Below are 19324 nucleotides of genomic sequence, written 5' to 3' on the forward strand. Positions count from 1 at the left end.
GAGCCGCGGCGACAAGCCGCGACGCTTCCTTTTCCTTCTTTCAAAGGATTTCTCGATGACTTTCGGTATGCAGCCATTGAATCAACCGCCCGGTGTCGGCGGCCTTGCCTTTCTCGCACCCGTTGCCTTGAATCCCGATGCCGGGATGGTCGATGCAGGCGGAATGCCGCTGATCCGGATCGTCAATGTCGCCAAAGAGATGAATACGGCCAATGCCCGCGCTGAGGCACCTGCGCACCCGTGGCGTGTAATTCGGCCCTCGCAGAGCGGCGAGGTGTCCGGTCGCGCTAACGATGCAGGCAGCGAGGCCAGGATGGATTTCCAGGCGATTTTTGCCTCGGCCTCATCGGCGTCGTCGGCATCGTCGGAGAGCGATGCGTCGGGTGAAGCGCTGTTCGGTGCGTTTCTGACGTCACCGGTCGATGTCGACAGTGTCGATGTGGAAGATGTGTCGTACGTCAGATCCTTGTTCGAGTCGCCGCGCGTCGCACAGCCGGTCCTGTCCGCTGCATCGCTGGCAACGCTGCACGTCTGTGCGAGTTCACAGAACGCCAATACCCGCGTCGCGTCGCTCGAAGGCCGAAATCACCCGGTCGTCATGCCGGACGGACGCGGCGAGCGCGCCCAGATTTGTCGTGACATCGTGAACGGTTCGCTGCTCGGCACGGATGGTCGAAACGGCACGGTGCCTTTTGACCCGAGCCGGGCAGATGTGACGAAGACGGTGGCAGACACTGCGCGTCGCTGGACGGGAAAGCCGTCGCTGGCGGGCAAGAAGGAGTGGACGACCGCATGCCTGATGAATACCCCGCCTGAGAGGTTCATCGCGGGTCTGAATGAGCGATTGCAGACCGGTGGACGCCTGTTGCCGCCGTCCGAGAGCACCGAATGGATGCTTCGCGTAGGGTTCTCCGACGGTTTGCCGATGCATCAGGCATTCGTGCGTGGCGATTTGCCTGCAACCGTGGGACTAGGGACGGACGAGTGGGTGAAACTGGCATTGGGCATCGAGCAACTGGGCGAGCGCCACTGGGACATGCGCCACGTGGAAGTCGTCGACGCGGCGGCGCTGCCGGCCACCAACACCAAGGCGTTCACGGCATTGGCAACGTCGCTGTCGTCGACCGCGCCTCACATCGCCACGCAGCGCTTGCGTAACCAACTGACGATGCGCGGTATTCCGACGCTGCCAGCCGAAGCAACCAGCCGCGGGCCCGTCAACGGCTGAGAGCATAGGATCTGACGCGAACGTCGACCGGTGTCATGCGCCACCGCCGTCACCATCGCAAAGTGCCACGTCAATAAAAAACGCGCCCGGAATCTCCGGGCGCGTTTTGCGTTCAACAAGCAGCGAGTGCCGGCATCAGGTGCGGCGATAGATCTCCGCACCGCTCTTCACGAACTCGACCGCCTTCACTTCCATCCCTTGCTTGAGGGCGGCTTCGTCGGTGATGCCCTGCTTGGCGGCGTAGTCGCGCACGTCCTGCGTGATCTTCATCGAGCAGAAGTGCGGTCCGCACATCGAGCAGAAGTGCGCCACCTTGGCGGAGTCCTTCGGCAGCGTCTCGTCGTGGAATTCACGCGCCTTGTCCGGATCGAGACCGAGGTTGAACTGGTCTTCCCAACGGAATTCGAAACGTGCCTTCGAGAGCGCGTTGTCGCGAATCTGCGAGCCGGGGTGACCCTTGGCCAGGTCGGCGGCGTGAGCAGCGAGCTTGTACGTGATGATGCCTTCCTTCACGTCGTCCTTGTTCGGCAAGCCGAGGTGTTCCTTCGGCGTGACGTAGCACAGCATCGCCGTGCCGTACCAGCCGATGGTGGCGGCGCCGATACCCGACGTGATGTGGTCGTAACCCGGAGCGATGTCCGTGGTCAGCGGTCCGAGCGTGTAGAACGGGGCTTCGTCGCAGTACTCGAGCTGGAGATCCATGTTCTCCTTGATGAGCTGCATCGGCACGTGACCCGGGCCTTCGATCATCACCTGGACGTCATGCTTCCACGCGATTTGCGTGAGTTCACCCAGCGTCTTGAGCTCGGAGAGTTGCGCTTCGTCGTTGGCGTCGTAGATCGAGCCGGGACGCAGACCGTCGCCCAGCGAGAACGCGACGTCGTACGCCTTCATGATTTCGCAGATCTCTTCGAAGTGCGTGTACAGGAAGCTTTCCTTGTGGTGCGCGAGGCACCACTTGGCCATGATCGAGCCGCCGCGGCTGACGATACCCGTCATGCGGTTGGCGGTCATCGGCACGTACGCGAGGCGCACACCGGCGTGGATCGTGAAGTAATCGACGCCTTGCTCGGCCTGCTCGATGAGCGTGTCGCGGAACATTTCCCACGTCAGTTCTTCGGCCTTGCCGTTCACCTTTTCCAGTGCCTGATAGATCGGCACCGTGCCGATGGGCACCGGGCTGTTACGCAGGATCCACTCACGCGTTTCGTGAATGTGCTTGCCGGTCGACAGATCCATGACCGTGTCGCCGCCCCAGCGGATGGCCCACGTCATCTTGTCCACTTCTTCGCCGATCGACGACGTCACGGCCGAGTTGCCGATGTTCGCGTTGATCTTCACGAGGAAGTTGCGGCCGATGATCATCGGCTCGGATTCCGGGTGGTTGATGTTGTTCGGGATGATGGCGCGGCCGCGGGCGATTTCCTCGCGCACGAATTCCGGCGTGATTTCGGCGGGAATGCTCGCGCCGAAGTGTTGCCCCGGGTGCTGGCGCGAGAGCAGCTTGGCCAGACGCTCGCCTTGCGGGCCGGCAGCGCGCACGCTCTCGATGTATTCCTGACGGCGCAGGTTTTCGCGGATGGCGATGTATTCCATCTCGGGCGTGATGATGCCCTGACGCGCGTAGTGCATCTGCGTCACGTTCTTGCCGGCCTTGGCGCGGCGCGGCGTGCGATGCAGGCCCGGGAAGCGCAGGTCTGCGGTCGCGCTGTCGTCGGCGCGCTCGCGACCGTAGGCCGAGGACAGGCCCGGCAGCGATTCGGTGTCGTTGCGCTCTTCGATCCACTTGGCGCGCAGCGCCGGCAGACCCGAGCGGATGTCGATGCGGGCATTCGGGTCGGTGTACGGGCCCGAGGTGTCGTAGACGTAGATCGGCGGGTTCTTCTCGCCGCCGAAGCTGGTCGGCGTGTCGGATTGCGAGATTTCGCGCATCGGAACCTGAATGTCCGGACGCGAGCCTTCTACGTAGATCTTGCGGGAATTGGGCAGCGGAGCGATCGCGGCTTCGTCCACGCGCGCGTTGGCTGAGAGGAACTTCGGATTGGCGTTCATGCAATGTCTCCTGGCGGGGCACGTGTTGACGCCGACTAATTCGGCGCAAAGCGGCTCAGGAGCATGAACGGGGGCGAGGAATTTCTACGCTCCCTGCGCTGGCATTATCCAGATCAGGTTCTAAGGGTATTTCTCACCCACAACTCACGTTGCAGGACCCCTGCGCTTAGCTTTGCGGCAAAGATACACCGACATACCCGGCCAACACAAGCGCGGCGTGTCCCGAAAAACGTGAACGGCGCATTGCTGCAACGCCGCATGCGGCGGGTCGTCCAGCGCTCGTCATCTCGTCGGGACGATCGGTGTCAGGGTCGGGAAATTCGTTCAAGTTTTGCCAACGGCGATCAACGCATGCCGATATCCGCGCTACTGCGCCAGACGCACTTCTCGCTGGAATTCACGCGGCATCAGACGGAGCGCGTCACGGAAAAAACGCCGGTCCGGCGGCGGCAGCATCGGCATGACACGTCCCAGTGAGTGGGCCGCATGCAACGCCTGAGGCGAGTCACCGTCCTGGTGCAGTGCAAACCACAGCATCTCGAACCACAGATTCGCGAGTTGCAACGGCTCGAAACGCACGCGTCCCTCCTCATGGTCGGCCAGCGTGGTCATGACAACGTCGGTCCAGCGCAAGAACCCCTTGGCCCGCGAGAATGGCGCGCCGAACGGTTGCACGGCGTCGAGAAACGCGTCGACCGCGAGCGGTGTGCTTGCCCGTAGCGTCTCCAGATCGGGGTCGCGCCGCACCGGCACCGCGCCGCGCGCGATGCGCAACAGGAAGACGGTATTCCAGACGGAATTCCCGCCTACGCCGAAGCGGTCGCATATCCACTCCGACAGGCCGATCCAGCGCAACGCCTGACGCTGCACCTCGGCGGCGGCCAGCCGTCTGCCCGGGTCGATGAGCGCGCCCTGCCAGAACAGCCAGAGCGACAGACCGATGTTGGCGGCCACGTGCTGTGCCAGCTCGATGGAGTCGGCTTCGAAGGCGGCTTGCAGGGCGTCTGAGAAGGCGGCGAGGGCGTCGGCGGCCGATTGGGCACGCGCAGGCAGCGGACCGTTGCGTGCAGCATGCGACTTGTATAGCAGCGCTTGCAGGTTGCGGCTTTCGAAGCGGATGCGCGGGTTGTAGAGCAGGCAGGGGGCGAGCGAAGCGTCGTCGCTGATGCGTTGCAAATGAGCGAACGCACCGGCTTCGTCGCGCAATGCGTACGCTTGCCACGCCTGCACGATCCAGTGCATGGCGCGTAACGTCGGCGAGCCTGTCTGATGGGCGCCGAACGTGGCGGCGAGCGTAGTGAGTGTCTGTTTCGTGCGGGTGGCATCTCCCATGCGGCGCCACACGATCGTCTCCGCGAGCAGGGCAATGCCGCGCTGCACGTCGTCCACCGCGCAGACCTGTGCGGCGTGGAACGACGGAATCGCCCCGGTGCGTTGCCGTCTGGCTTCACCGGGCAACGACAGTTGAGGCGGCGCGAAGAACACGCCGTCCTGCATGTCGCGTTTGCCCAGCGTCAGGTGATGCCAGAACGCGATGTCCTGCATGACGTAATCGAGGGCGGGCGACTGCGTGTCGGGGACGGTGTCCTGCGGCAATCCGAGGAAGGTGGCGATGGCGCGACGCGGATCGTCGGGTGTCGTGTCGCCGATCATGACCACGAAGCGCGACATCTCGTGCGATGCGAGCCAGAAGGGGCCTTTGCCGCGCCCCCGGGTGGGCAGCAGACGGACGTCCATGTGACGGTCGTCGCCCCAGCCGACGGCGATACCCCAACGCGCAAAATCCGAAAACGCCCGGCTGATGAGCATACGCAGATCGCCCGCGATGGCCGCCTGACCGAAGCGGATCTTCAGCGAAGCGAGCGAGACCGTCGTGTTTTCGTAAAGCGCCGCGTAGTAGACGCGCATCAGCAGCCAGAGGCTCTGATATCGCACGGGCTGGCCGTCGATCTTTTGCGGCGTGTCGAGTCGCACGACAAGCGGGGCGTGCGGCGATGTACCGGAAACAGTGTCAGAAGCGCGCGGCGGCGCAGGCGTGTCGGACATGGCGTCGAGAGAAATCGATTCGCTCCGGGGGCGGAGGGGCTCCGCGAGTTCCTCGGAAATACACAGAGGGGCGTGCCGATGATACGGCGGTTACGTCGGTTACGGTAGCGGTACTTTGCATCTGACGAAACGCCCACTAAGCTGCAAACGCTTTCGAAATGCGGTGCCCGGCCAGCACCATCGACAACGTGTGTGTCATTCATCCAATCAGGACAACGAAATGAAAAAAATAATCTCTCGCTGGCGGCGTGTCGCGTTCGTATTGCGGCTGGCCTCCGCGCTTGTCTCCCCCACGATGCTCGTCGCCCCGGTGCATGCCGCCGAGGCCGCCGGAACGGCGCCTGTGCGTATCACCGAGCGTGCCGATTGGGGCAAATTCTTCGCGGCCGAAAACGTCAAGGGCACGATCGTCGTGCTCGACGGCAAGACGCAGACCTATCAGGCGTTCGACGCGGCGCGTGCCGAGCGTCGTGTGTCGCCGGCGTCGACGTACAAGATCTTCAACAGTCTGCTCGCCCTCGAATCGGGCGCGCTGGACAACGAACGCGAGATGATTCCCTGGGACGGCAAGCCTCGTCGCGTCAAGGCGTGGAGTGCCGTAATGGATTTGCGTACCGCATTCCGTGTGTCGTGTCTGCCGTGCTATCAGGTGGTGTCGCACAAGATCCCGCGCGAATACGCACTGGCGAAGCTCGCTGCCGTGGGTTACGGCAATCACACGATCGGTCGTGCGGCCGACGCCTACTGGATCGACGACAGTTTGCAGATTTCGGCGCGTGAGCAGGTCGACTTCCTGCAAAAGCTGGCGCGCGGCACGCTGCCGTTCTCCGCTCGCACGCAGGACATCGTGCGGCAGATTTCGATCGTTGAAGCGAACGCCGACTACGTGTTGCACGGCAAGACCGGCTGGTTTGTCGACAAGAAGCCGGACATCGGCTGGTGGGTCGGCTGGCTGGAGCGCGACGGCAATCTCACGATGATCGCGATGAACATCGATATGGGTGGCGACGCCGATGCACCGAAGCGCGCCCGCATCGTGCGCAACGTGCTCAAGGACATGAAGCTGATCTGAGCGTGATGCCGTGAAGGTCGCGCGGCGCGCCGGCAGTGCCGGGGCGTCCGCGCGATTGCGATGGGATGTTCGTGGCGGTGAGACGGCGCCGCTAGCCGTGTCGACAAGTGTCTCGCGGCCGAGGGCGCCGGTGGGTCAGAGCGCGCGCCCGTGTTTGAGGGCGGCGGCGATTTCCGCGACGTGACGGCCCTGCGTCTTCGCGATCTTCAGTTCGTTCTCGCTGGGTTGTCGGGAGCCGTCGCCGGCGGCGAGTGTCGTGGCGCCGTAAGGCGTACCGCCGGTGATCTCCGCCATGTTGGTCAGCCCGGGCTCGGTGTAGGGCACCCCGACGATCACCATGCCGTGGTGGAGCAGAGTGGTGTGGAAACTGGTAATCGTCGTTTCCTGTCCGCCGTGCTGCGTGGCCGTGCTGGCGAAAACGCTGCCGACTTTACCGACGAGCGCGCCCTTCGCCCACAGGCCCCCGGTCTGGTCGAGGAAGTTGCGCATCTGCGCGGTCATATTGCCGAAGCGTGTCGGCGTGCCGAAGACGATCGCGTCGTAATCGGCCAGTTGATCGACGCGGGCGACGGGCACGTTCGCAAACGCTGCGCGCGCGGCCTTGGCGCCGCTCTTCTCGAGCACGTCGTAGGGTACGAGTTCAGGGACTTGCATGAGCGTGACTTCGGCACTGGCGACGCTACGCGCGCCTTCGGCAACCGCTTCGGCCATCTTGTAGATGTGCCCGTACATGCTATAGAACACCACCAGGATCTTGGCGTTGGCCATGTGAATCTCCTAAGGGGGTCAAGAGACGCTGGCGTCGCGGACCGTCTGGCGCGCGAGGCAAGCCGTTCCATCATAGTCGACGCACGTGACGAAACCTTCAGCCGACGCCGCAGGCTTTGATTCAGGGCAAAACGCAGGTCTTGATGCAGCTCTTAACGCAGGCGTGAGCCGATGAGGCAGCCGAGCGCCAGCGCCGCCATCAGCACCGTGACGCTCGCCGACAAGCCGCCGGCCAGCGCAAGGCCTGTTGCCGCGAGGCCATGGGCCATCACGGCGGCAGGCACGAGCAGCGTAGCGCTCACGACACACCATCGCATGACGTAGCGCCACATGAAGCGGCTCACGATCCGCATACGCGCGTCGAGTTGATGCCGCTGCCAGAACGACAGATCGGCCGCCGCGTGGAAAAGCCACAGCGGACTGAAGTATTTGATGAGCAAGTCCATGACGCCGTACCGGAAACACAATGCCCGCAGGGCGCGGGCATGGCGTCGAGGCACGATGGCGGGGCAGGCTGACGCCCGTTCGCACAGTCACGCACTTTCGGGGGGAGTCGACGCCCTCGTATTGTAGCAAACGCTCACTTACTTTGTTTTCGGTGGCGCCTTCGACGGGCGGTGGGCGGCCGTGATCTGCTGGATCAGTTCCCAGACGGACTGGGCGGCGGGCGAGAGGGTGCGGTTTTTTCTACGCACGAGCATGATGGTGCGGTCGATCTGCGGCGTGAGCGGCAGGGCGACGAGGCGGCTGCTCGGCTCCTGAAGTCCCGGCATGGTGGGCAGCGCCAGCGCAGGCATGATGCTGATGCCGATCCCGGCTTCGACCATCCGGAAGACGGTAATCGCGTGCCCGACTTCCTGCGCGATCTGGCAGTAAGCGCCATGCTCGGCCAGCGCCCGGTCGATCAGCGGACGGCTGCCGGACGCATAGTCCAGCAGCACCAGCTTCTCGCCGTTGAGTTCCTTCCACGTCACCTCGGTTTGCTTCGCGAAGCGATGTGAGCGGTCGCACACCACGAGAAACGGTTCGACCATGATGGGTTCGCCGACCAGATCTTCCGTGCCCTCCGAGGCGACGATCACCCCGAAGTCCACTTCGCCGTGCCGCACGCTGTCGGTCGCCAGCGTCTGCACCTGATCGCGCAGCATGAGCGTGATGTCCGGATAGCGGGCTGCGCAGGCGGAGATGCATTCGGGCATGAGGTTGGCGGAGATCGTCGGGGCGCTGGCGACTCGCACCCGGCCCCGCCGCTCCTCGGCCAGCCCGTGGGTGTCGCGCAGGGCGCTCTCCAGCTCGTCCAGCACCCGGGCGAGCGTGGCCGAGAGGCTAGCGCCCACTTCGGTCAGGGTGACCTCCCGGGTGGTGCGGTCGACCAGTTTGAGTCCGAGTTCTTGCTCCAACTCCCGGATACAGCGGCTCACGGCGGGCTGCGTCAGGCCGATATCCTCGCCGGCCCGGCTGAAACTGCCGTGCTCGGCTACTGCGAGGAACACTTTGAGCTGCCGGAGCGAGATGTTCATGCGTTTTTGGTATGAATAAAATTTTTAAATGAATTTGTATTTTAACTACCCTTGCGCTCTAATACGTAAAAACCCGTAGCGCGAGCGCACACTTCCGGTCATTTTTCGCCCCCTTCCCTCGGTGGATGGGGCCGATGACCCTCGCTGACGGCCCTCATGCCGTCGCGTCCCGTGTTCTGGCGGACGGGCTTTGTCATTTCAGACGTATTCGAGAGAGAGTATTCGAGATAGACGATGGCCAGACCGCGTTTCCTTCCCGACAATTTCACGTTGATGCTGGTCGCCACCGTTGCGCTGGCCAGCTTCCTGCCGGCGCACGGCGAGGGCGAAGTTGCCTTCAACCTGCTGACCAACGTGGCGATTGCCGCATTGTTCTTCCTGCATGGCGCCAAGCTTTCGCGTGAGGCGGTGCTCGCCGGCGCCACGCACTGGCGCCTGCATCTGCTGGTGTTCGCCAGCACGTTCGTCATCTTCCCGATCATCGGCGTGGCGCTCAAGCCCGCGCTCTCGTGGATGGTGACCCCGGAGCTGTATCTGGGCATCCTCTTCCTGTGCACGCTGCCCGCCACGGTGCAGTCGGCCATCGCCTTCACGTCCATGGCGCGCGGCAACGTGCCGGCTGCCGTGTGCAGCGCGTCGGCGTCGAGCCTGTTCGGCATTTTCATCACGCCCGTGCTCGTCGGCCTGATCGTGGTGCATCACGATGGCAGCGGCGGGGCGTCGCCGTTCGACTCGATCGGCAACATCATGCTGCAACTGCTGGTGCCGTTCATCGCGGGCCAGCTCTCGCGCAAGGCGATCGGCAAATGGGTCGAGCGCAACCGGGGTCTGCTCAAGGTCGTCGATCAGGGCTCGATCCTGCTGGTCGTCTATACGGCGTTCAGCGAAGCGGTGAATACCGGGCTGTGGCATCAGATCCCGCCGCTGGCGTTGCTGGGTCTGCTGGGCTGCTGCGCAGTGATTCTGGCGGTCATGCTCGCCATCACGACGTATTCGGCGCGCTGGCTCGGTTTTTCGCATGAAGACGAGATCACCATCGTTTTCTGCGGTTCGAAGAAGAGCCTCGCGAGCGGTATCCCGATGGCCAAGGTGCTGTTCGCCACCGGGCCGCTGGGTGCCATCGTGCTGCCTCTGATGTTGTTCCATCAGATGCAACTGATGGTGTGTGCGGTGCTTGCGCAGCGCTACGCCAGTCGCCAGCGCGCGGCGCAGGCGGCCGGTTCGGCCAAGGCCGGCGCGGGCAAGGCGGTTCCCGGCGCCAAGCCGGGCAAGTCCGACGGCAGCAGCGCCAACGCCGGTGCGGGCCGCTGAGCGCCCGATTTCGCGTCATTCGCCCCCAACAACGGCCCGGCAAGGGCCGTTGTCACACGTTGGTCGTGCGCAAGTGCTAGAATTGCGTCTGTTTCGCTTCTTGACGACCACCCTGGTCCGGCTGCGCCCGACGCATCTGTCACCCGACAGACCCCTCTCGCGTCAGCCTCGAGCATGGCGCGCAGCGCCCCTTGAATCTTCGCGAGTGAGCTTTGATGCGGAAACCCTTCCGCGTGGCGGCCCCCGTTTTTTTAAAAGAGATGTCCCTTCATCATGGCTGATGTAAATGCTGTTCCGATCCCCGGCTTCGATAGCTTTGGGCTGCATGCGGACATCTTGCGGGCCATCGCCGCTCAGGGCTACACCCAGCCGACGCCGATTCAGGCACAGGCCATTCCGGTCGTGCTGTCCGGCCGCGATGTCATGGGCGCCGCGCAAACGGGGACCGGCAAGACCGCCAGTTTCTCGCTGCCGATCATCCAGCGGCTGCTCCCGGACGCCAACACGAGTGCATCGCCCGCCCGTCACCCGGTGCGCGCGCTGATCCTCACGCCGACACGCGAGCTCGCCGATCAGGTGGCCGACAACGTCCGTTCGTACGCGGCGCACACGCCGCTGCGTAACACGGTGGTGTTCGGTGGCGTCGACATGAATCCGCAGAAGGATGCCCTTCGACGCGGCGTCGAAATCCTCATCGCCACGCCGGGCCGTCTGCTCGATCACGTCGAACAGAAGACGGTGAACCTGAGCCAGGTGAAGATGCTGGTGCTCGACGAAGCGGACCGCATGCTGGACATGGGCTTCCTGCCCGATCTTCAGCGCATTCTGAATTTGCTGCCGAAGCAGCGCCAGACGCTGCTGTTCTCGGCCACGTTCTCGAACGACATCAAGAAGCTCGCGTCGAGCTATCTCACGAATCCGGTCACGATCGAAGTGGCGCGTCGCAACGCGACGGCCGACACGGTCGAGCAGGTCGTCTACGAAGTGGATGAAGACGACAAGCGCGCCGCCGTGGTGCAGATTCTCAACGAGCGCGACCTCAAGCAGGTCATCGTGTTCGTGAACAGCAAGATCGGCGCGAGCCGTCTGGCGCGCCAGCTGGAGCGCGACGGTGTCGTGACGGCGGCCATTCACGGTGACAAATCGCAGAACGAGCGCATGCAGGCGCTCGAAGCGTTCAAGCAGGGCGGAATTCGCGCGCTCGTGGCGACCGACGTGGCCGCTCGCGGTCTGGACATCTCCGATCTGCCGGGCGTGATCAATTACGATCTGCCGTACAACGCGGAAGATTATGTGCACCGGATCGGCCGTACGGGTCGTGCCGGCGCGTCGGGTGTCGCGCTGTCGCTGTGCGCGCCTGACGAGCGCAAGCAACTCGTGGAAATCGAGAAGCTGATCAAGCGCGAACTCAAGCGTGGCGAGCTGGTGATGGAGCGTCGCAGCCGTTCGCGTGAGGATCGCGGCGATCGCGGTGATCGATACGAGCGCAGTGAACGCGGGGAACGCAGCGAGCGAGGCGATCGTCACAGCCGTCACGATGGCGGCCTGCGTGCCGGTCGCAGCGGCGGCAGCCCGGCGCCGCGGCGCGTGCGTCCGGAAGACGAATTCTTCTACAAGCCGTATGAGCCGTCGCCGTCGGCGGGGGATTCGCAGCGCGATAGCCGCGCATCGCACGACAGCGCAGCGCCGACCGCCTTCGGTGTGCCCTCCGAGAAAGCGCCGAAGCGTCAAGTGGCCGCCTTGCTGGCGGGGTTCCCGCGTAAGGCCGGTAGCTGAGGGTGTGAGGATGTCGCGCGTCGTATGACTGACGCATCGGTGACGAAAAAAGCCAGCGTGTGAGCGCTGGCTTTTTTCATTTCGACGATGGCGACGATGAACGCGCGTGTGGGCATCCGATTCGCCCTCGGCGCGCGCGCATTGAATTGCCGCAGAAGCAAGGTCAAAGTGACGAGCGCGGCTACCGGGACTCCCTGAGTTCAGCCGCCGAACCGTTCCCGCCACGCCTGTATCGCGGCAGCGTAGAAGTCGTCGCGATGCGCGATGTCGTTCAGCACTCCCGGCAAGCCGAGATGGGCGGCGGCCTCTTTCAGCGCCGCGAGAATTGCTGCTGGCGTATCGAGCGTCAGCGGGGCGGCACCGTTCTGCTTGCTCAGCTTCTCGCCGTCGTCGGCCATCACAAGCGGCACGTGCAGGTAGCGTGGCGTGGGCGCGCCCAGGCAGGCTTGCAGATAGATCTGACGGGCCGTCGAGTCGAGCAGGTCGGCGCCGCGCACGATATCGGTGATGGCCTGCAACTGATCGTCGACGACGACGGCGAGTTGATAGGCCCACTGTCCGTCAGCCCGTTTGAGGACGAAATCCCCGACTTCGGTGGCCAGATCCTGCGTCTGCGGTCCCATCCAGCGATCGTCGAAGTGCATGCGTGCGGCGTCGGCATCGGGCACGCGCAGACGCCACGCACGCGCCGTCTTGCCGTGCAGGCCGTCGCGGCAGGTGCCCGGATAGGCCAGCGTGCTGTGACGCGCATGCACACGCGTGAGCGAGTCCGCAATTTCGCGACGGGTGCACCCGCACGGATAGACGAGTCCCCGCGCGGTCAAGTCGGCCAGCGCCTGCTCATACAGCGCGTGACGACGGCTTTGCCAGACGATGGGTTCGTCCGAATGCAGTCCGAGACGCGAGAGGGTATTGAGAATATCGTCCGCCGCACCGGGCACGCATCGCGGCTCGTCGAGGTCTTCCATGCGCACGATCCAGATACCGTCGTGCGCGCGAGCATCGAGCCAACTGGCCAGCGCGGTGACGAGCGAGCCGCGATGCAGCGGCCCGGTCGGGGAAGGGGCGAAACGCCCGCGGTAGCGAGGGGCTACCGGAGGCGTGCTGTCGTGAGTTGTGAGGGGATGGGCGGCAGCGTCTGCGGGCACCGTCGCAGCCTGCGCCGAGGCGAGCGCCACCCGCGTGCTCAGGCCGACGGTGCGGCGAGCGACGTGGCAGAAGCTGCCTCGGTCGCCGATGCGTCGGCCGGCGTCGCGCATGCCGGGCACTGCTGACCTTCGACGTAATCGGGGCTGCGCTGATCCTCGGCCGTCACCACGGCGCGGCAGGCAAAGCACTGTTTGGTCGTCGACGGCGCCAGATCCGGCGTGAGCGCCGTGCGGTAATCGAACACGAAGCAGTCGCCCTGGTAGTGCGCGCCGCCTACGTCTTCGAAATACTTGAGAATGCCGCCGTCGAGCTGATACGTATGTTCCAGGCCGATGTCACGCATGTAGATTGCGGCCTTCTCGCAACGGATACCGCCCGTGCAGAACGACACGATGGTCTTGCCCTCGAAGTCTGCGCGATGTGCGGCGATGACGTCAGGGAATTCCGAGAATTTGGTGAGACGGTAATCGACCGCGTTATCGAACGTGCCCACGTCGACTTCGAAGTCGTTACGCGTGTCGAGCATCACGACCGGACGGCCTTCGTCGTCCTGACCCGCATCGAGCCAGCGTTTGAGCGTGGCGGGGTCGACCCCCGGTGCCCGTCCGTCTGCTGGCTTGATGACCGGCATCTTCATGGTGATGATTTCTTTCTTCTGACGCACGAGCATCCGGCGGAACGGCTGGTCGTCCGAGAGGCTTTCCTTGACTTCGAGGTCGGTGAAGCGGGCATCGGCGCGCAGTCCCGTGAGGAAGGCGCCGATCGACTCACTCGCGCCCGCCAGGAACAGGTTGATGCCTTCCGGCGCGAGCAGGATGGTGCCTTTCAGGTCGAGCGCCTGACAGCGTTCGAGCAGGGCCGGGCGCAGGGTCGCGATGTCGTCGAGCGTGACGAACTTGTACGCAGCGATGTTGACGATAGACATGGCAACGAAATTCCGCAAAAGCGTGAAGCAATAAACCGCCATTATCGCCGATTCGATGCCGGTTCGTGCTTGATTCAGGACAAAGCGCCCCGATGACGCGGGGCGGCCGCTGCGCACGACAGACGCCCCGGGGAGGGAGCGTCCCGCCACGATCAGGCGTTGACGGCCAGACGCGGGCTCAGTTTCGCGGCATATCCGAGCGTTTGCAGCCGATCTATCACGCCGTTCAGATCGTCCAGGGTCGAGGCCGTCATGGGATGGGGCGTGTCGGGCACGAAGAACAGCGGGGCGTCATCGCTTGCGAAACCGGGCGAGAACGGATTCCCGTTCTCGGCGTTGTGCCAGAAAAGCTTGCCGCCCCGGTAACCGTCGTCGGTCACGGCGACGTTCAGGGCGTCGACGATGGTGCGGTGAAAGAACGGAATATTGCCCATGTTCGGGTCTTCCGGCCGGGTTTGTCCTGTGGCGACGGCGTCCAGATACTGCGAGGCACGATTGCGGGACCGATCCCGGGGGCCGGCCACGACATGCGGCTGCACCGGCATGGGAAAGCGATCGACGTCGCGTTCCCGGCGCGAGAACAGACAGAACAGGTCGTAATCGGCCGTCATCGGCAGTGGGCTGGCCGTCAGCGTTTTGTCTTTGGCGAACCCCCCCGGCAATTCAGGTGGATTGGTCAGAACGGTGACGGGACGGCCAGCGGTATCGAACACCGAGAGGGTGTCGGGGCTGGTGGGGCGGAGTGAGAACGTCATGGCCCCGCCGGGGTAGGTGGCCCGATAGGTCATGCCGCCAGCGTGCGTCATCGCGCCCAGCGTCACCAACTCCTTCACGCGGGTCGGGCTCAGCCGCAGATTCACGGCTTTTGCGCCGGATTTCAAGGCGCTGGCAATCGCGTTGGCCTGCTTAGCCCATTGCTCGACACCGATCTTGGCGTACTTCGGCTCGATGGGCACGAAACCGGCGGTCGGCCCGGCCGCGCTCGACTTCGCCTTCACGTGAAAATTCTTCGTGGGGAAGCCTTCGCGCAGCAGCGATTGCCCCATCGCGTTCGGACGTCGCAGACCGATAACGACGCGATATTGATTCGAGACACGCTGAATCGATTCGGCGAACGCCGGCATCGATGATTCGCGCCGCTTGCGTGCCAGCGCCTCGGTGGCCTGCGTCGTGGCGATCTTGTCGGTGTCCGCGCTGCGGGGGGCGTCGATGGCCATGTTGCGATGGGCGTTGCGCGCACCGATCAGCGAGCGTCGCAGTTGATCGAGCGCGGGGTTGCCGATGCGCCAGGTATCGCTTGGGATGTCGCTATCCGGGGCGTCATGGTCGTCGTCTGAAAGGCCTTCGTTGTCCCCATCGTCATGCTTGCGCTTCGTCTGTGCGGTGCGTGCGCGTAAGCGGGCATGCGTCGCATCGGTGGATGGCAGGATGTCGCTGGCGTCGGAAGCCTCGTCCGGCGTGCTTGCCAGACCGCTGTCGTCTGGCAGATCGGCGGTCTCGACCGGTGAGCGATCGTCCGGGTTCGGCCGGGCAGAAGGCGTGGGTGTCGCAGCTTGCGACATTGGAGGCACGGGTGGCCCGTAACGCAGGATTTGCATGGACGGTCGGTGTTTTGAGTGGGGGAGGCGCGGCGAAGGCATGGTTCGCCGGATTTTTGGGACCGAGTAGTCCGGATAGTCTGAACATCGGCGTGCCGCGGCGGATATTCGAATTCGCTCATGAATGACGCCGGATCCCGGGCGCGGTCAGCGCGATGCCCGCCGCCGCGCTTTCATTCCGCTTTCATCCGGACGCTTTCATCCGGATTCGAAGCCGGTCAATCCGGGGAGGCCGCGTTACAATACGGCCCATGTCAGAACCTCGTTTCGTCCACCTCCGTCTCCACTCCGAATATTCGATCGCCGATGGCATCGTGCGGCTCGACGACGTCGTCAAGGCCGCCGCCAAGGACGGCCAGGGCGCGCTCGCGCTCACCGACCTCGCGAACATGTTCGGGGCCATCCGTTTCTACAAGGAAGCCCGTGGCAAGGGTGTCAAGCCGATCGTCGGCTGCGACGCCTGGATCACGAATCCGGCCGATCGCGACAAGCCCTCACGCCTGCTGCTCCTCGCACGTGACCGGGAGGGCTATCTGAACCTGTGCCAGTTGCTGTCCAAGGCATGGCTCGGCAATCAGTACCGTGGACGGGCGGAAATCGAGTCGTCGTGGCTTCAGCCCGATGGCCTGGCGCGCGGCCTGCTCGCGCTGTCGGGCGCGCAGATGGGCGACGTCGGCGCTGCGCTGGCCGCCGGCAATCCCGATCTGGCGCTGCAATGTGCGAAGCACTGGGCGAGCGTGTTCCCCGGGGCGTTCTACATCGAACTGCAACGCACCGGTCAGCAGGGCATGGAGACGTACGTGCAACACGCGGTACAGCTGGCGGCGAAGGCCGGGCTGCCGGTCGTCGCCACGCACCCGATCCAGTTCATGACGGGCGACGATTTCACCGCGCACGAAGCGCGCGTGTGTATCTCGGAAGGCGAAATGCTCGGCAATGCCCGCCGGGTGCGGCGCTTCACGCAGGACCAGAGCTTCCGCACGCAGGACGACATGATCGCCGCGTTCGAAGACGTGCCGTCCGCGATTGCCAACACCGTCGAGATCGCCAAGCGCTGCAACCTCACGCTCGAACTCGGCAAGCCGAAGCTGCCGCTCTTCCCGACGCCGGACGGCATGTCGCTCGACGACTATCTCGTCCAGCTCTCCAAGGAAGGCCTCGAGACGCGCCTCGCGCTGCTCTTCCCGGAAGAGGCGGAGCGCGACAGGCAGCGCCCCGAGTATTACAAGCGTCTCGACTTCGAGACCGGCACGATCATCAAGATGGGCTTCCCCGGCTACTTCCTGATCGTGGCGGACTTCATCCAGTGGGCGAAGAACAACGGCGTGCCGGTCGGCCCGGGCCGGGGTTCCGGCGCCGGTTCGCTCGTCGCCTACGCGCTGGGCATTACCGACCTCGACCCGCTCAAGTACAACCTGCTGTTCGAGCGCTTCCTGAATCCGGAACGCGTCTCGATGCCCGACTTCGACATCGACTTCTGTCAGGACGGCCGCGATCGCGTCATTCAGTACGTGAAGGAAAAGTACGGCGCGGACGCCGTCTCGCAGATCGCCACCTTCGGCTCGATGGCCGCCAAGGCCGCGGTGCGCGACGTGGGCCGCGTGCTCGATCTCGGGTACAACTTCGTCGACGGCATTTCCAAGCTGATCCCGTTCAAGCCGGGCAAGCACGTCACCATCGACGACGCCCTCAAGGAAGAACCGCAACTGGCAGAGCGCTTCCAGACGGAAGACGAAGTCAAGCAGTTGATCGAGCTGGCGCAGCGTGTGGAAGGGCTCACGCGTAACGTCGGCATGCACGCGGGCGGGGTGCTGATCGCACCGGGCAAGCTGACCGACTTCTGCCCGCTCTACACGCAGGGCAGCGGCGAAGACGCCAGCGGCGTGGTGAGTCAGTACGACAAGGACGACGTGGAAGCCGTCGGTCTGGTGAAGTTCGACTTTCTGGGCCTGACCACGCTCACGATCCTGAACTGGGCCGAGCGCTATATCAAGCGTCTGCATCCGGAGATGGCGGACTGGTCGCTCGATCAGGTCTCGCTCACCGACCCGGCGGCGTTCAGCATCCTCAAGAAGGCCAACACGGTCGCGGTGTTCCAGCTGGAAAGCCGGGGCATGCAAGGCATGTTGAAGGATGCCCAGCCTGACCGCTTCGAGGACATCATCGCGCTGGTGGCGTTGTATCGTCCGGGCCCGATGGACCTGATTCCAAGCTTCTGCGCGCGTAAGCACGGCCGCGAGAAGACGGAATATCCGGATCCGCGCGTCGAGCCGGTGCTCCAGGAGACCTACGGCATCATGGTCTACCAGGAGCAGGTGATGCAGATGGCGCAGATCATCGGCGGTTACTCGCTCGGTGGCGCCGACCTGTTGCGTCGCGCGATGGGTAAGAAGAAGGCCGAGGAAATGGCCGAGCACCGCGAGATTTTCGCCAAGGGTGCCGCCGAAAACGGTCTGACGCGTGAAAAGTCGGACGAAATCTTCGACTTGATGGAAAAGTTCGCGGGCTACGGCTTCAACAAGTCGCACGCCGCCGCGTACGCGCTGCTCGCCTACTACACCGCCTGGCTCAAAGCGCACCATCCCGCCGAATTCATGGCCGCCAACATGAGCTTGGCCATGGACGACACCGACAAGGTCAAGATTCTCTACGAAGACTGCCTTGCCCCGGCGAACGGATTGGGCGTGCTGCCCCCGGACGTCAACGTCTCGGCCTATCGCTTCGAGCCGGCCGATTCGAAGACCGTGCGTTACGGTCTCGGCGCCATCAAGGGGAGCGGTCAGTCGGCCATCGAAGAAATTCTGCGTGCCCGCGAAGAGCGCCCGTTCACCGATCTGTTCGACTTCTGCGCGCGCATCGACCGCCGCGTGGTGAACCGTCGCACGATCGAAGCGCTGATTCGCGCCGGGGCGTTCGATTCGATTCACGACAACCGGGCGCAGTTGATGGCGTCCGTGCCGATGGCGATGGAAGCCGCCGAGCAGGCCAGCGCCGCCGCCAATCAGGTCAGCCTGTTCGATCTGGGCGACGAAAGCCTGCAAGCGCCGCTGGAACTGGCGGACGAGCCGGCATGGACCGACAAGCGCAAGTTGCAGGAAGAGAAGCAGGCGCTCGGCTTCTATCTGTCGGGGCACATGTTCGATTCGTACTCGGACGAAGTGCGTCGCTTTGTGCGTACCCGCATCAAGGATCTGTCGGAAGGGCGCGACCGGCTTGTTGCCGGGGTGATCTCTGCCATGCGCACCATGATGACGCAGCGCGGCAAGATGCTGATCGTGCAACTGGACGACGGCACCGCCACGCTCGAAGTCACGATCTTCAACGAGCAGTTCGAGGCGAACAAGCATCTCTTCAAGGAAGATGAACTGCTGATCGTGCACGGTAACGCGCGTCCCGACAGCTTTACCGGCGGCCTGCGCTTCACCGTGGAAAGCCTGATGGATCTCGGCCGTGCGCGCGCACGCTTTGCGCGGGCGCTGAAGTTGTCGTTCAACGGTAATGCCGACTGGACGCGTCTGCGCGCCACGCTGCAACCGCATTGCACGATGTACCGTGTGGCCGCAACGGCCGGTGCGGGCGGCGGCGGTGGGTTCAACGGCGGGCACGGTGGCGGCGGCGGTAACGGCGGTGGTGGCGGCTTCGGCCGTCGCAATGGCAACGGCGATGGCGATGCCGACAAGCAAAACGGCCTGCCGGTGCACATCGTCTATCGTCGCCCCGATGCCGAGTGCGAGTCCCGTCTCGGCGACGACTGGAAGGTGCAGCCGGGTGACGAACTGCTCGGTGAGCTTCGTCAGTGGCTGACGACCGACTCGGTACAAGTGATCTATTGATGTACGGCAGCGGATGACGTCGCGAAACTGACGTCATCCGCCAGCC

The 19324-nt window shown here is 64.2% G+C and carries 13 protein-coding genes and 1 riboswitch; of the genes, 5 read left to right on the forward strand and 8 right to left on the reverse strand.

What is annotated here, in order from left to right; all coding sequences use genetic code 11:
- Positions 1-55 precede the first annotated feature (55 nt).
- Positions 56-1228, forward strand: a complete 1173-nt coding sequence (locus A9762_RS08485; protein WP_069341600.1) for a hypothetical protein — start codon at positions 56-58, stop codon at positions 1226-1228.
- 135 nt (positions 1229-1363) lie between these two features.
- On the opposite strand, the gene thiC is transcribed toward A9762_RS08485, so the two are convergent.
- Together thiC and A9762_RS08495 are read right to left on the reverse strand one after the other, a co-directional pair.
- A complete protein-coding gene (gene thiC / locus A9762_RS08490) occupies positions 1364-3280 on the reverse strand; it encodes a phosphomethylpyrimidine synthase ThiC (protein WP_069341601.1) in 1917 nt (638 codons plus the stop codon).
- A gap of 73 nt (positions 3281-3353) precedes the next feature.
- A riboswitch (TPP riboswitch) is annotated at positions 3354-3452 on the reverse strand.
- Positions 3453-3646: 194 nt separating this feature from the next.
- The gene (locus tag A9762_RS08495; RefSeq protein WP_083253758.1) at positions 3647-5326 is read right to left on the reverse strand and encodes a hypothetical protein; all 1680 of its coding nucleotides are present in this window, start codon (positions 5324-5326) and stop codon (positions 3647-3649) included.
- Between the two features lie 220 nt (positions 5327-5546).
- Between A9762_RS08495 and blaOXA the strand changes: the two genes are divergently transcribed.
- Complete coding sequence (blaOXA, locus tag A9762_RS08500) at positions 5547-6398, forward strand: OXA-62 family carbapenem-hydrolyzing class D beta-lactamase (protein WP_069341602.1); 852 nt, start codon at positions 5547-5549, stop codon at positions 6396-6398.
- A 135-nt stretch (positions 6399-6533) separates the two neighbouring features.
- Here blaOXA and wrbA read toward each other — a convergent pair whose 3' ends face one another.
- The 3 genes from wrbA to A9762_RS08515 all read right to left on the reverse strand — a co-directional run bounded on the left by wrbA (position 6534) and on the right by A9762_RS08515 (position 8686).
- Positions 6534-7166, reverse strand: a complete 633-nt coding sequence (gene wrbA, locus A9762_RS08505) for an NAD(P)H:quinone oxidoreductase (protein WP_069341603.1) — start codon at positions 7164-7166, stop codon at positions 6534-6536.
- A gap of 152 nt (positions 7167-7318) precedes the next feature.
- A complete protein-coding gene (locus A9762_RS08510) occupies positions 7319-7612 on the reverse strand; it encodes a hypothetical protein (RefSeq protein ID WP_069341604.1) in 294 nt (97 codons plus the stop codon).
- Positions 7613-7750: 138 nt separating this feature from the next.
- Positions 7751-8686, reverse strand: a complete 936-nt coding sequence (locus A9762_RS08515) for a LysR family transcriptional regulator (protein WP_069341605.1) — start codon at positions 8684-8686, stop codon at positions 7751-7753.
- A gap of 234 nt (positions 8687-8920) precedes the next feature.
- Here A9762_RS08515 and A9762_RS08520 point away from each other — a divergent pair, with 234 nt between their 5' ends.
- Positions 8921-9997: a bile acid:sodium symporter family protein gene (locus tag A9762_RS08520; RefSeq protein ID WP_069341606.1), complete on the forward strand. Its 1077-nt coding sequence runs from the start codon at positions 8921-8923 to the stop codon at positions 9995-9997.
- Positions 9998-10270: 273 nt separating this feature from the next.
- The gene (locus tag A9762_RS08525; RefSeq protein ID WP_069341607.1) at positions 10271-11773 is read left to right on the forward strand and encodes a DEAD/DEAH box helicase; all 1503 of its coding nucleotides are present in this window, start codon (positions 10271-10273) and stop codon (positions 11771-11773) included.
- Between the two features lie 200 nt (positions 11774-11973).
- Here the strand turns inward: A9762_RS08525 and gluQRS are convergent, their stop codons facing one another.
- The 3 genes from gluQRS to A9762_RS08540 form a co-directional block, all read right to left on the reverse strand.
- A complete protein-coding gene (gene gluQRS / locus A9762_RS08530) occupies positions 11974-13032 on the reverse strand; it encodes a tRNA glutamyl-Q(34) synthetase GluQRS (RefSeq protein WP_083253759.1) in 1059 nt (352 codons plus the stop codon).
- The gene (locus tag A9762_RS08535; protein WP_069341644.1) at positions 12960-13847 is read right to left on the reverse strand and encodes a sulfurtransferase; all 888 of its coding nucleotides are present in this window, start codon (positions 13845-13847) and stop codon (positions 12960-12962) included. The genes gluQRS and A9762_RS08535 overlap by 73 nt, the downstream gene beginning before the upstream one ends.
- A gap of 152 nt (positions 13848-13999) precedes the next feature.
- Positions 14000-15409: an anthrax toxin-like adenylyl cyclase domain-containing protein gene (locus A9762_RS08540; RefSeq protein ID WP_069341608.1), complete on the reverse strand. Its 1410-nt coding sequence runs from the start codon at positions 15407-15409 to the stop codon at positions 14000-14002.
- A 278-nt stretch (positions 15410-15687) separates the two neighbouring features.
- Between A9762_RS08540 and dnaE the strand changes: the two genes are divergently transcribed.
- Positions 15688-19278: a DNA polymerase III subunit alpha gene (dnaE, locus tag A9762_RS08545; protein WP_069341645.1), complete on the forward strand. Its 3591-nt coding sequence runs from the start codon at positions 15688-15690 to the stop codon at positions 19276-19278.
- Positions 19279-19324: the final 46 nt, after the last annotated feature.

This window comes from Pandoraea sp. ISTKB (assembly GCF_001721285.1).
GTDB classification, from domain to species: domain Bacteria; phylum Pseudomonadota; class Gammaproteobacteria; order Burkholderiales; family Burkholderiaceae; genus Pandoraea; species Pandoraea capi.

Bases quoted from the DNA above. Each gene is read 5' to 3' on its own strand.
- A9762_RS08495 (WP_083253758.1), bottom strand. From the start codon at position 5,326: ATGTCCGACACGCCTGCGCCGCCGCGCGCTTCTGACACTGTTTCCGGT.
- A9762_RS08485 (WP_069341600.1), top strand. From the start codon at position 56: ATGACTTTCGGTATGCAGCCATTGAATCAACCGCCCGGTGTCGGCGGC.
- wrbA (WP_069341603.1), bottom strand. From the start codon at position 7,166: ATGGCCAACGCCAAGATCCTGGTGGTGTTCTATAGCATGTACGGGCAC.
- blaOXA (WP_069341602.1), top strand. From the start codon at position 5,547: ATGAAAAAAATAATCTCTCGCTGGCGGCGTGTCGCGTTCGTATTGCGG.
- A9762_RS08510 (WP_069341604.1), bottom strand. From the start codon at position 7,612: ATGGACTTGCTCATCAAATACTTCAGTCCGCTGTGGCTTTTCCACGCG.
- A9762_RS08540 (WP_069341608.1), bottom strand. From the start codon at position 15,409: ATGTCGCAAGCTGCGACACCCACGCCTTCTGCCCGGCCGAACCCGGAC.
- A9762_RS08535 (WP_069341644.1), bottom strand. From the start codon at position 13,847: ATGTCTATCGTCAACATCGCTGCGTACAAGTTCGTCACGCTCGACGAC.
- A9762_RS08520 (WP_069341606.1), top strand. From the start codon at position 8,921: ATGGCCAGACCGCGTTTCCTTCCCGACAATTTCACGTTGATGCTGGTC.
- A9762_RS08515 (WP_069341605.1), bottom strand. From the start codon at position 8,686: ATGAACATCTCGCTCCGGCAGCTCAAAGTGTTCCTCGCAGTAGCCGAG.
- A9762_RS08525 (WP_069341607.1), top strand. From the start codon at position 10,271: ATGGCTGATGTAAATGCTGTTCCGATCCCCGGCTTCGATAGCTTTGGG.
- gluQRS (WP_083253759.1), bottom strand. From the start codon at position 13,032: ATGCGCGACGCCGGCCGACGCATCGGCGACCGAGGCAGCTTCTGCCAC.
- thiC (WP_069341601.1), bottom strand. From the start codon at position 3,280: ATGAACGCCAATCCGAAGTTCCTCTCAGCCAACGCGCGCGTGGACGAA.